The 13,481-nt window shown below is 41.5% G+C and carries 10 protein-coding genes; 3 read left to right on the forward strand and 7 right to left on the reverse strand.

The window, feature by feature from the left end; genetic code table 11:
• Positions 1-9 precede the first annotated feature (9 nt).
• Positions 10-1,230, reverse strand: a complete 1,221-nt coding sequence (locus F9Y84_RS15330; protein ID WP_125253117.1) for an NAD(P)/FAD-dependent oxidoreductase — start codon at positions 1,228-1,230, stop codon at positions 10-12.
• Positions 1,230-2,303 carry an alpha/beta fold hydrolase gene (locus F9Y84_RS22540; RefSeq protein ID WP_147389325.1) on the reverse strand — a complete coding sequence of 358 codons (1,074 nt, stop codon included), beginning with the start codon at positions 2,301-2,303 and terminating at the stop codon, positions 1,230-1,232. Before F9Y84_RS22540 ends, F9Y84_RS15330 begins: the two co-directional genes overlap by 1 nt.
• A 166-nt stretch (positions 2,304-2,469) precedes the next feature.
• On the opposite strand from F9Y84_RS22540, the gene F9Y84_RS15340 reads away from it, so the two are divergent.
• Both F9Y84_RS15340 and F9Y84_RS15345 read left to right on the forward strand, forming a co-directional pair.
• Positions 2,470-2,790, forward strand: a complete 321-nt coding sequence (locus F9Y84_RS15340; RefSeq protein WP_125253119.1) for a 2Fe-2S iron-sulfur cluster-binding protein — start codon at positions 2,470-2,472, stop codon at positions 2,788-2,790.
• A gap of 12 nt (positions 2,791-2,802) precedes the next feature.
• The gene (locus tag F9Y84_RS15345) at positions 2,803-4,038 is read left to right on the forward strand and encodes an NAD(P)/FAD-dependent oxidoreductase (protein WP_147389326.1); all 1,236 of its coding nucleotides are present in this window, start codon (positions 2,803-2,805) and stop codon (positions 4,036-4,038) included.
• Between the two features lie 43 nt (positions 4,039-4,081).
• On the opposite strand, the gene F9Y84_RS15350 is transcribed toward F9Y84_RS15345, so the two are convergent.
• From F9Y84_RS15350 to F9Y84_RS15370, 5 genes are all read right to left on the reverse strand, one after another.
• Positions 4,082-4,696: a TetR/AcrR family transcriptional regulator gene (locus F9Y84_RS15350; protein WP_147389327.1), complete on the reverse strand. Its 615-nt coding sequence runs from the start codon at positions 4,694-4,696 to the stop codon at positions 4,082-4,084.
• Between the two features lie 27 nt (positions 4,697-4,723).
• The gene (locus F9Y84_RS15355; RefSeq protein WP_225740689.1) at positions 4,724-5,557 is read right to left on the reverse strand and encodes a sulfite exporter TauE/SafE family protein; all 834 of its coding nucleotides are present in this window, start codon (positions 5,555-5,557) and stop codon (positions 4,724-4,726) included.
• A 170-nt stretch (positions 5,558-5,727) separates the two neighbouring features.
• Positions 5,728-6,330: a TetR/AcrR family transcriptional regulator gene (locus F9Y84_RS15360; RefSeq protein ID WP_167508229.1), complete on the reverse strand. Its 603-nt coding sequence runs from the start codon at positions 6,328-6,330 to the stop codon at positions 5,728-5,730.
• Positions 6,327-9,461, reverse strand: a complete 3,135-nt coding sequence (locus tag F9Y84_RS15365) for an efflux RND transporter permease subunit (RefSeq protein ID WP_147389330.1) — start codon at positions 9,459-9,461, stop codon at positions 6,327-6,329. Before F9Y84_RS15365 ends, F9Y84_RS15360 begins: the two co-directional genes overlap by 4 nt.
• Before the next feature lie 10 nt (positions 9,462-9,471).
• Positions 9,472-10,560 carry an efflux RND transporter periplasmic adaptor subunit gene (locus F9Y84_RS15370; protein ID WP_125254436.1) on the reverse strand — a complete coding sequence of 363 codons (1,089 nt, stop codon included), beginning with the start codon at positions 10,558-10,560 and terminating at the stop codon, positions 9,472-9,474.
• Positions 10,561-10,857: 297 nt separating this feature from the next.
• On the opposite strand from F9Y84_RS15370, the gene glnD reads away from it, so the two are divergent.
• Positions 10,858-13,476 carry a [protein-PII] uridylyltransferase gene (glnD, locus tag F9Y84_RS15375; RefSeq protein WP_147389331.1) on the forward strand — a complete coding sequence of 873 codons (2,619 nt, stop codon included), beginning with the start codon at positions 10,858-10,860 and terminating at the stop codon, positions 13,474-13,476.
• Positions 13,477-13,481: the final 5 nt, after the last annotated feature.

Below are 13,481 nucleotides of genomic sequence, written 5' to 3' on the forward strand. Positions count from 1 at the left end.
GTAATTCCCTTAACTTGCCATTTGTTTACGGTCGTATTCTTCAATCGCATTTCTAAAGATGGCAGGCGCTTTCCACCCTTCACAATCAAAACAACAGCCACCGAGCAGACGGATAACTTCATCTCTGAGGTCTGGGTTTTGCATTTGATAGCCAAAGAAAATAGGGTAAATCCAAAAATAGCGGATCAGATCAGCTGCAATCTGCTGACCGCCATTACTCCAATCACGATAAGCATAGAAAGGCGCTTTCCAATCCTGCCCAGCAACAACCTCTGCAATTGCTTCTGCAGCTCGGATCCCTTCTTTCATCGCGAATGACACACCGTAAGAGAAAATGGGATCTAAGAACCTATGTGCATCGCCGATACACATCCAACCGTCACCTACAAATGGCTCAATTCTGTATGAGAAATCAGCCATTGACTGAGAGTCACCTTGACGTTCAGCATTTTTAAAGCGTCGCTTAAGTTCAGGACTAATATGCTCCATTCCCCATGCGATCGCATCATCTGGGTTTTTACACTCTTTGTAATAAAGATCTTTTGGAATAACCACACCCAAGCTGTCAGTATCTGGTGAAATTGGGATGATCCAAGACCAGTGATACTGCTTTGAATACAGTATGGTGGTATTGGTCGAAAATGGTGGCAAGTCTCGCTCCACACCTTTGTAGTGAGCAAATGATGCAATTTGTTGTGAGAAAAACTCGATTTGTCGTTTTCCAGCCACGCCTTTTCTCGATAAGAACGTATTCTGACCGCTGGCATCAACCAATACCTTTGACCTAACTTGGTGTTCGACGCCATCGGCTTTGTAAAGCGCACCGACCACTTTCTCTCCATCTTTAATCACATCAGTGACCATACCAAGCTTATACTCTACGCCATGCTCAACGGCTTTGCGCTTGATCATATCGTCAAAGTCACTTCGACGTACTTGCCACGTGGGTGCAAGAATAGGGATGAAGAATTCATTTTTTGACAGTGAGCCAATTACGTTTACGCCCGGTTTGTCAGGAAAGCCTGCAGCATCCATATCCTCCGCTAAACCTAAGTCACGGATAATTTGTCCTGCATTTCCTGTTAACGACTCACCGATATGGAACCTTGGAAATTGCTCTTTCTCAATACACAAAACAGATAGGCCTTTCTTACGGCATTCTATTCCACACAAGCTACCAGCAGGTCCACTACCGATAATTACCACGTCATAATGTGTAAATCCGTTCATTACATTGCCACCTTATTTAAAAAATCTTCAACTACCCATACAAACTCTTCTGGTCGCTCTGAGGCAGAAAAGTGTCCACAACGTGATAAACGCGTAACCGTCGCATTTTCAAGGCGCTCGGCTGCTTTTTCACTCCACTCAGGGGGAATAATTTGATCATGGTTACCGGCAATAAATAAAGTAGGTACCTTCACGTCATCAAACGTAGTTGCCATTGATTTACGTGCATATTCATCGAGGAAAGAATGATATGCAGGGCGAGAAAGTACATCATTAAGTAAGTCTTCCAGAGCCGGTGTCATTTTTGGAGGATGGTAGTACGCAGCAGCTAAAAATTGTTCTGGGTTTGAGGACATTTTCTTCAGATCACCCCACCAGCTCTCGACATCATCAACCAAACCAAAGCCTGTACAAACTAGTGCTTTGACTTTATCAGGATAACGACGTGCTACTTCTGTTGCGATCATGCTACCAGCTGAGTTGGCCACTAATACCCACTCCTGCTCTTCCAACGTTTCTAGATACTGTAAGGTAAACTCTACATGGTCTACGTATGATGGTGCTTCGTTTTGACTCTGACTCAAGCCAAATCCTGCTAAGTCTAATGCCACTGCATTATGACGACCTTGCAAAGAGCGTAATGTTGAGGACCATGACGTTGAAGGGTTCCCAAGTGCAGGGAGCATGATCCACAAAGGGCCTTTACCTTTGACTCGTAGTGTATGCTGTTTGAATCCATTGCCTGTATCCACGAGTTCTCGCTGGATACCATAGCTTTCTTGTAAACAGACTAGGCGTTCCAACTCTGATACATCATCATTGCGCTCAGTATCATCGACCCCCGATAACGACTTAATTAGTAGAGAAAGTGTTTTTATATTTTCAAAATGCACAGGGGTAATATTATTCTCAGGGATTTTTGCACCATAACGTTGATCGACATGTGCGAGTAATCGAACCATAGATAAAGAATTTAATATACCAAGTTCAAGTAATGGTGTATTTCCATCTAAATCTGGTGCTGCACCTTCGAGTAGATCGTTATTTATAAAGTCTATTAATTCTTTTTCCACCTTTTAAAACTCCATTTGATTAAAATTCACTTAAAACAATATAGAAATATAAAAACAATAGAATAGCCAAGGGGGACTATAAAATTAGTTACATCGGACTATATGAAAAAATAAACCAACAGGTAATTTAATAGTTCTTATTTTTAAACTTAATAATGGAGTTACTATGCTAAAAATCACATTTATTCAGCATGACGGTGAAACCATCGAGACTGAAGTGGAGCCTGGGATGTCTATTATGCAGGCTGCAATAGAAAATCTAGTCGAAGGTATCGAAGGAGAATGTGGTGGCTCAGGAAGTTGTGCAACCTGTCACTGTTATTTATCAGAACAATGGTCAGATAAAGTGACGCAGCCCGACAATAATGAGAGTCAAATGCTTGAAATGGTTAACGATACAACTGCTTTTAGCCGCCTGAGTTGCCAAGTGAAAATTACCAAAGAGCACAATGGTTTAAGCGTTACTCTACCCGAGTCTCAATATTAAAAAGGAAGCACAATGAAAAGGTGTATTATCGTTGGTGGCGGCCATGCTGGTGCAGAAGCTGCTTTTGAGCTGCGCAAAAAAGGCTGGCAAGGAGAAATCGTCCTTATCAGTGCAGAGAGTTATTTACCCTATCATCGCCCTCCTATCTCAAAAACTTATTTAACGGGAGAGACACCTCTCAAGCGGCTGTACATTAAACCAGCGGCAGCCTACGAAAAAGCAAACATCTGTATCAAGTTGACAACAAAAGTTGTGGATATTAAACCGCTAGAACATACTGTCACTCTCGATTCAGGTGAGCTACTTACCTATGATAAGCTGATCCTATGCACAGGTTGTAGTTCAAGAAAACTGACTGTGCCAGGCGCAGAACTTGACAATGTATTCTCAATCAGAACATTAGACGACATCGAACATATTGCACGTACACTTGGGAGTAATCAGCCTCCAAAACATATTGTCATGATCGGTGGTGGATATATAGGCTTGGAAACCGCAGCATCTTTTAAAAAGCTAGGTCATCACGTTACTATCTTGGAACGAAGCAGCCGTATTTTGAATCGCATCGCTGCCGAACCCATTGCCGCCCACATCACAAAGCTACATCAGGCTCAAGGCGTCAATATTTTCACTGACAAAAGTGTCACTGCATTGACTGGAGAGCATGCAGTACAGGCCGTTTATTGCAGCGAAGGTGAGTCTTTTAAAGCTGATATCGTTGTGATCGGCGTAGGTGCTGAGCCAAACACTTGCCTAGCAAACTATGCTGGACTCCAAACAAAGCAAGGTAGGATAGAGGTCAATCAGCAAGGGAAAACCTCTGTGCCTGATATTTATGCGGCTGGTGACTGCACTATTGGTATTGAGCCCTTTAGTGGCCAAAATACCACTTTAGAGTCTGTACCTAGCGCTGTGCAACAAGCTAAAATGGTAGCAGCAACAATATGTGAAGTGCCCCAACCACAAATACAAGTACCTTGGTTTTGGTCTGATATCTTTGACTGTAAATTACAAATAGCTGGGTTGTATCAAGGTTACGACACGGTAATTGAGAGAGTGTATAACTGCGATAGTAAGAGCTACTGGTATGTAAAGTCTCACAAAATAATTGCGGTTACTTGCATTAATTGTCCTTCTGACTTTCAAGCTGGTAAGAAAATTCTAAAAGAAAATATTACTATCTCTTTATCAGAATTAAAAAATGTAGTTAACCCAATTATACCTAACACCAGTCCTGTACCAGCTTAATACTCTGCTGGAAGTATATAACTATCGCTTCCAGCATTAGCTCCTAGCTTATACCATTTATAAATAGGCTATAAATATAGTCTGCCCACTCATCACCAAAGACTTGATCATCACTAATATCCCAAACCCCCTTCCTAATATCGTCAAGCAAAAAAGGCGATATAATTAAAGAAACCAGATTAAATGCTGCAAGATTTGCCTTCACCTCACCCTCAATAGAGGTTTCTTTCATGATCAGTTTGGGGAGTAATTCAGAAACTTTTCCAGGAAAAGCATTGATAAAAGCGTCACTCAACGGTGTTGATTTAAACATAACTTCTTCTTTTAAGATCGACACCACTGCTGGATTAAAATTTATAATATCACTTAATGTTATTATAAATTCGTATAGTGGCCTATTTTCACTCTCTATTTTTTCAAGCTTATCCAGTAAGGGGGCTGACAAGCTCTCTACAACTGCAATAAAAAGATTTTCTTTGCTGCCAAAATAATATTTTATCATTGCTGAGTTTAGCTGTGCCTCATTTGCAATGTCTCTGATTGTAATTTTACTGTATGGCTTATTGTCTAGTAATGACTTTCCTGCTTCTATTAATTTGTTTTTTTGCTTGGCTTGTCTTTCACCGTCAACCGGACGACCTTTCTTTGTATTCTTCATAGATAGATTCTTGTTATTATTATAGAACTAGTGATAGTGTAGATAAATATGATAGCTTGTTGATCCAACCTCAGCCGCGATTAATAGCAATAAAAAGCTAACGAGTTGGCCTACGCTCACTTTTGAGCAAACGTATGCACCGAGCGGCGCACCAATAACCACAATGGGAATGGCAGCCAACAGGTAGCCCTGTATTTGATGGTCAATTACATTTAAATGCCATGCGTTAATAACACTCCCCAGTACAGATACAAACGCCATAACAATAACAGAGGTTGCTGTCGCTTTTTTCATATCCGCATGACAAAAAATAACTAAAAACGCGAATAGTATGATGTCCGAGCCAGACCCCACGAGTCCACTTGCAATGCCGCCAATCAAGGCAACCATCATAATCTGACGTTTTTTAGGTTGTATTGAGAAACATGTCACTTGATGGTGTAACTTTCCTCGGATCCTGTAGATCATTGTGATAGCAAAACAAAGCAATAAAAAGCTAAAAATAGCTTTGACAATAGTGCTTTCAACTATCGGAGCCAAAATGATTAAACTCAGTGCAATACCTACTGCCGACATCGGCAAAGCGACTAAGACTTCACGTCGGTAGTAAGGTATACCACGAGAAATAATGGTTAATGCCGCCGCAGTCATACCAAAACTCTGTATCGCTAGAGAAAATACTTTTGCTGTGTACGGTTCAATATTCAGTACTTTAGTCATAATTGGAAACGCGACGGCACCACCGCCTAGCGCCGTACCACCAGCCACGAATGAGCCAAATACCATAGTCAAGGCAATTTGAAACTCACTTACTATTTGATATAGCGCTGAGCTAAGTCCTTGAATCCATATTAGTGACAAATAGACCAATAGAGTGAAATATAAAGGAAAATAGCTCGCTCGGTATAGCTTATTTAAGTAGATCATTTTTATTTATAAATTTCAAAAATATAAATAAATACTACACAACAAATATAAATAAAAAATAGTCAATATGGACCATACTGACTATAGTAATGCTCAACTAAATTTTAGGCTTTGAATAATAGTAAGAACTCTTTTTTTATTTTCATCGCTTCAACCTTTATATCTTCATCAGCATTTTCCAAGGTGCGAGCAAGGATTGCATTAAAAAAACAGTTACTTTTAGAACGAGAAATAATAAATTCTGCAGCATCACTAGGGTCTACTGCCTTCAATTCCCCTTTGTCAATCTCAACGGCAAGTGAATTAGCAAGCTTTGAGACTCCTTTTCTAGGCCCAAACCGCAAAAATGCTTCTCCTATCTCATCAAAGTGTCCAGAATAGTAAATAGCATTTCTTAGCAAGTTTACATACCATGGATCGGTGATAAAACTGATGTACTCAAAAGCCTTTTTGTGAATAAAGTCCTCTAATGTTTGCTTGTCACCACGCGGTTCAAACATCTTTTCTATCTGCTTTTCACACTCACCAATTAAGATAGCGACAAACAACTTTTCCTTCGTTTTATATCTAGAATAGATAGTCGGCTTACTCACTTTAGCTGCTTTGGCGATGTCATCGACAGATACACCATCCAAACCATTTTTGATAAAAAGTTTGGTTGCCGCATCTTTGATAGCCTTGTCTTTTTGTTCTGCTCTGGTACTCAAATATTTTCTTCTCCCGATGATGTGAGTGGCTGCTCATTAATCTCAATGCTATTGCTGGCATCACGATGAAAGACTTTTTCTTTACTGGTTAGAATTTCATATAATACTGGGATCACAAACAAGGTTAATGGCGTCCCGATCCCTAATCCAAACGCAATAGCGACAGCCATGGAAAAAAACAATACATCATTGCCCATAATGAGTGGCAATAACCCCACTATTGTTGTAATTGATGTGATCAATATTGGTCTCATCCTTACACTGGCCGCCTCAACAAGTGCTTCTCTAAACGACACACCGGTGTTTTTACGTTCAATGTCGGCACGGTCAATCAACACAATTGCATTATTGATAATGATACCCGCAAGCGCGAGTAAACCAAGGATCACAATAAAGCCAAACTCTCCTCCCATCAGCTGTAGTCCACTGCCTGCACCAAATACCACCAAAGGTATGGTCAACAATATGACTATTGGTCGCCTAAATCCACCAAACTGTGAAATCAATATCAAGACGATGATACAAAATGCCAATGGAAAATTAGCCGCCAATGCCGCTTTTCCTTTTTTAGAATCTGCAATGATACCATCAAATTCAATGGAGTAACCCTCCGGTAGGTGCGCATTTAGCTCTGTGATTTGCTTCTGTACCATCGGCGCAAGATCTTCTGGTGAATATTTCAAATTACGCCCTTCGATTGTCACCGTAGGTATACCATCTTCTTTTTCAATGACTGGAAACCCTGTTTCATAACTCACGGTAATGAGTTGTTCCAATGGAATTGGTTCACCTGAAAGAGGTGAAATAATTGTCTCCGCTTTTAATGCAACCACATCTAGATGTTCAGCTCCTCTTAATACCACCGGCACATTGTCATCGTCCTGCCTAGATACAGACACAACCGTGCCATTCAAAAACTGAGAAATAGTAGTAAGGACTTGAACCTCTGAAATGCCAGCTTGCTCTGCCAATATCTTGTTGACACTAATATTGGCTCTTGTCGACAAATTGAACCAATTTGACCAAATGTGGATCATATCAGGATATGCTTCAAACATTTTGATCACTTGCTGTGATCCGTTAAAGACTTGGGCGTAATCAGGGCCTTTATACTGGACTTGTAACACTGTCGGATCAGAGGGGCCTGTAAACATCCCGGATACCCTAAATTGCACATCAGGTATCACAAGCTTGGCAACCTTTCTAAGCTGCACTAATGTTTCCTCTACCGCTTCACGGGATGTTAAATCGATAAGCAAAAAGCCAACGTTATTTGCTGGATCTAATGGCGCAAGAGAAAAAATAAACCTTGGTCCGCCAAATCCAACATATCCCATTACATGATTCACATTAGGAAAAGTGCCGTCATCATTAAGTGCCTCTGTCAGTTCTGTCATGGCCGCTTCTGTGACTAAGGTAGAGCTTCCCGCTGACGTATTGATATAAGCTAAGAGTTGATGCCGCTCGCTGGATGGAAAAAATTGCTTTGGCGTTGATGAAATTAGCTTTACACCGACAAAAAACAGCGCCAGCGCACCCAATATCACCCATTTTTTATGGTTAAGTGCAAGCGTTAGTAGCGTTCGGTATTGTGTTTCCAGCTTTTTAAATACTCGCGTGACCGATGTTGTTTGTACCGGCTTTTTAGAGACAAAGAAGTAGCACATAGTAGGGGTAACTGTCATCGCAAACAACCATGAAATTGCCAATGATATCAATACTACCAGTGAGATATTCCGAGTGAACTCACCAGCCCCATGTTCAGCCATCATCAACGGAATGAATACAATCACTGTCGTTGCTGTTGAAGAAAGTAGCGGTAATGCTAGTTCTTTGCCGACTTCAGCTAACGCGTGATATTTATCTTGGTGTTCTTCGTACCGTCGTTTAAATTGCTCTGCCACGACAATTCCATTATCCACAAGCAGACCTAGCGCAATGACTAAAGTGGCAAGACTCATTCGTTCTAGCTGCATTTCAAACAGTCCCATTACCGCAAGTGTGGCTAGCATCACACACGGTACTATGGCACCAACGATTAGCCCCATCCGAAGGCCCAAAAAGACCATCACTACTGCCAGTACAATAAACAGCGTTTGCAACACGTTTAGAGACACACCGTAAACCGCCTTTTCCACTTCAATGCTCTGTTTTGAAACAATATTCAGTTCTATTTCTTGGGATAAGTTTTTCTGGATATCGGATAATGCTTGGTCGAGGCGTTTAGTGTAATTGATCACACTTTGCTCTGGTTGCATCACTACAGATAACACAACGGCTCGTGATCCGTTAAAGAATGCCGCTTGTTGATAGGGACTTTTCGTTGTTTTAGTGACAGTCGCGACATCGCCTAGCGTGATGATCCCATGCGGGGCAGTATTGGTTTTATCGCGAATTAAAATTGGTAAGTTCAGTAACTTGTCTTCTCTATCCAATCCGATATTGGCGCTCACAAGAATAGAATACGCATTGGTATTTACGGCTCCAATCGCTTCATAGTTATTGTTCTTTTTTATCACTTGTGAAATTTCATTTTTAGTCAGCCCAAAGGCCTCTAGTGCAGCATCATTAAAATCAATATAAAACACTTCTTCAGGGCTACCATGAATGCCTACACGACGCGTCCCCTCGATAAAAACTAGCTGATCTCTGATACCTTGTGCAACATCGTATATGTCGTCCAATGCTATTGACTTTGATGTCAATGCAAAGGTCATAACAGCCACATCACCAAAGTCGTCATTAACTACCGGTTTACTCGCACCTTGAGGCAAGCTGAGGCTAGCAAACTCCACGGCTTCGGCTAGTTCATCCCATATCTGGTCAAGTTCACTATACTTGTCCTCAACCTTTGCATGGATAATAGAGCGTCCATCCATAGAGGAAGACCTGACTTCATCCAGTTCAGGCAAGGTAACGATGGCAGCCTCTAATGGCCTTGTGACCAACCTCTCTACATCTTCGGCCTTCATATTTGGAAAATTAGTTGAAATCACAGCCTCTCGAATGATCACCTCGGGGTCTTCCCTTGCTGGTAAAGTGAAAAAGCTCACTATTCCAAAACACATGGCTAGTAATACTGAGGTCAAGATTAACGCTCGTTGTTTATACGCGATTACCGAAATAGACATAATAGGCTCCTTACAAGTTAACTAGCTCAACAGCTTGTCCACTTGCAAGCCCCTGACCACCATGTAAAATAATTTTGCTATCAACTTCTAATTCACCATGTATAAATACTCGGCCGCTGCGGATCCGCGCGATTTTCACGACTTTTTTGGATACCGTTTGGGTATCAGGCTCTAAAACCCAAACAAAGTGACTATTATTGGTATCACGACGTAATGCTGTGACTGGGATAGAATAATTGTGCTGTATGCTTTTAATATTCAATGAAACATTAACTGGAGCGCCCGGCACCACAAACTCTGAATACTTACTCTTTAATACGATTAACGCTTCAATAAGGCCATTGGCACTTGCCTGGCGATTAATGCTCTTGATCATCCCGTAAAGTTGATGCTGCTCTAAGGTATACATGGATACCTGCTGACCTACAGTAAGCTGATTAACATGTTGATACGGGATCCGCGTCAATACTTCTAGCGTGGTATTGTCTGATTTTACTGATAATATGGCTTGATTGGCTGATACATGCTGATTTTTTTGCGCGAACTTTCCAGTTACACTACCATCAAAAGGCGCGATGATTTTAGTATCCAATACCCCTTTTTTTGCTATATCTCGTTTAGCCTCAAGTAGGTTCACTTGCGCCAATGCACTGTCTACTTTTAATTTCCATAAATCGACTTCAGTATCGGGAACTAATGAGCGTTTGCTCAGTGCTTTTCTTCGCTCCAATTCAATGACTGCGTTTTCTAAATCATATTTAGCTTGATTTACACTCGCTTCTGCTTCTTTCAAAGCAAGCTCAGAGGTAATTGGGTCTAACCTTGATAGTATCTGACCTTTGCTAAAACTATCACCGATGTCCAAATCCAATGAAACAATTTTACCTCTAACCTCAAAACTTAACTCACCGCGGTCATGCGCTCGTACATAGCCCAAATAAGATTGCTCAATATAGTCATTACCAGGCTCTACCCGCGTAATGCTCACTTGAGGTCTTTGTTCAACCTCGTCTTTATTTGGTGCAGCACTGCCACAGCCTAATAAATGTAACGCCAAAAAACCAACCAAATAAAGGCTATTAACTCTCGATACCAACATAATTTATCCCTTATGCCTGTGAGTAAGTTTCTTATCGTGAACAGTAAATGGCGCCACTGATCCGACGTGAGAAATGTATATGACGACAAAACTATACTACACGGTTTAGTTTATTTGCAAGTTAAACTAAAACGAACAAAATAACTGCAACTTAGTAGCAGTTAATTTATTACTTCGCGCCAGTTAGCAGCTTACTGATCAAACCTTGCACCATCGCGCGCTCATCACTCGCAATTGTTATCTAATTAGTGTAAAACAGGTTTCTATTGATGTTGCGTGCACGATACAGGATCCTAAGTGGCATTACCGAACAAAGTAAAAACGCTCCTTGATGAAGCACAAGCGTTGTCAGATTATCGAGACTGCCTGGCTTATTTTTATAAATGGTTAAGTAACCAGTTTTCCAAACAGCCCGTTCGAAACCTAATTAACTCGCGCGCTGAGTTTATCGACCGACTACTTATCAAATTATTTAATGATACCGGTCTTGCACAGTACCCTGACCTTGCGCTTATCGCAATCGGCGGCTACGGGCGAGGAGAATTACACCCGTTTTCTGACATCGACTTTCTGGTACTAACCAAAGATACCCCTTGCGAGCAAGTGACCACTGGACTTGAGCAATTTGTCACATATCTTTGGGATCTCGGTCTTGATATTGGTCATAGTGTGAGAACACACGAACAGGTACTTGATCAAAAACAAAATGATGTGCACTTCACTACTAGTCTATTAGAGAGCCGCTTGATCTGCGGTAATCACATTGAATATGAGCGCCTTAAGCGACACATCGTAGAAACTCCTATTTGGCAATCGAGTGACTTTTTCATAGCTAAGGTCAACGAACAAAAAATTCGCCACAAAAAATGTCATGGTACCGCGTATAACTTAGAGCCAAATATCAAAGAAAACCCCGGTGGTCTGAGAGACTTACAGACTATATTCTGGGTGGCCAAAAAGCACTTTCATGCTGAAACCCTCGAAGAGCTAATTAACCATGGTTACCTCACTCATGAGGAGTACCAAGAGTTACTGGAATGTATCGAAAACCTCTGGAATATCCGCTTTGCACTGCATTTAGCAGCAGGGCGCAGCGAAAATAGATTATTGTTTGATCACCAGCCTCACGCAGCAGAACTACTTGGGTTTGGCTCTGAAGGTAAGGCATCCGTTGAACGAATGATGAAGCGTTTATTTAGGATCATGAGCCGAGTACGCGAAATGAACCAAATGCTGCTGTCGTATTTTGAGCAAAGTATTTTACCAGAGCAGGTTGAACTTGAAGCCACTCCTCTTGATAGAAATTTCGAGCGGATCGGTAATAAGATCCGAGTGAAGAACCCCTCAGTATTCTTTCGTCGTGAAAACCTCTTTGTTCTTTTTGAGCATATTGCGGATAACCCAAGGATCACCCAAATTGACCCAAGTACCATCCGTACGATGCGTCAGGTTAGACGTCGTTTATTGGGCGACTTGCAAGATTATGCAGGGTGTCGAGATGCCTTTTTACGCTTGCTCAAACATCCAAATGGCATGGGTAGAGCCTTTACATTAATGCACAAGCACGGCCTTATTGCCGCTTACTTACCGCAATGGCGCAATATTTTCGGCCAAATGCAGTTTGACCTATTCCATGCCTATACCGTTGATGAGCATACGCACAAACTTATCAACAATATTTATCGCTACTTTGACAAAGAACACATCAGTGAATTTCCCATTTGCTCTGAGATAGTTGCACGCATGGACAAACCAGAGCTGCTGTACTTAGCCGGTATTTTTCATGATATTGCCAAAGGCCGGGGCGGCGATCACTCCGAACTTGGGGCAGTAGATGCCATGGCCTTTACTAAGATGCACGGATTTACACAGTCAGATGCGAAGCTTGTGGCGTGGTTGGTGCAGCACCATTTACTGATGTCAGTGACGGCTCAGCGCAAGGATATTAACGATCCTGATGTTATCGCGGAGTTTGCACAAAAAATAAAAAACGAACGTCAACTAGATTATCTTTATTGCTTAACAGTTGCCGACATTAGAGCCACCAATGACAATCTTTGGAATGACTGGAAAAACACGCTATTACGAGAGCTATACCTACATACTCAACGCGCGCTAAGATTGGGTCTTGAAAACCCTATGGATATGCGCGATCAAATCCGGGATAAAAAGCGCCAAGCAAAACAGCGGTTGATTAATTTAGGCTATTTTGAGGAATATATTGATTTAATTTGGTCACGCTTTAAAGCAAATTACTTTACTGCCTTTAGCGAGCAACAAATTTCGTGGCACTCAGAGCACTTACTGCAATCAAACGACCTTAGCCAACCAAGTGTTATTGTCTCAAATAAACCCATGCACGGCGGCACGCAAGTATTTGTGTATAGTCCCTATGAATCAGCACTGTTTGCCAAGCTAGTCAGTGTCATTGGCTCTAAAAAAGCACAGATCCAACACGCACAGGTAATGACAACCAAAGACAGTTACGTCGTCTTTAGTTTTGTCATTTTAGAAGTGAACGGCGATCCGCTCAGTACCAGCCGTGCAGCTGGCATCAGAAAAGGTCTGGAAACGCTACTTAAAGATCCGAAGAAAAAAATCCGAATTAAAAAGAACCGCTCGCAAAAGTTTAAAGACTTTAACATCAGACCAAAAATTATTTTGCGCCCACATGCACGCGAAAATCGTAGCCTAATTGAAATTCAGGCTATTGATATTCCTGGACTGCTGACTAAAATTGCTGAGGTGTTCCAAGCCTATTCACTTCATATTCATGCCGCACGCATTACAACCGTCGGCGAACGTGCAGAAGACTTTTTCGTGGTCTCGAACAAAGACTATGAGGCGCTCGACGAAGTACAAAAAGCCGAGCTTCACCGAGCGCTACTTAAAAAATTAAATGCTGAAACAGAGTAAAGAGG

Origin of the sequence: Pseudoalteromonas peptidolytica (genome assembly GCF_012641745.1) — a bacterium.
Lineage (GTDB): Bacteria > Pseudomonadota > Gammaproteobacteria > Enterobacterales > Alteromonadaceae > Pseudoalteromonas > Pseudoalteromonas peptidolytica.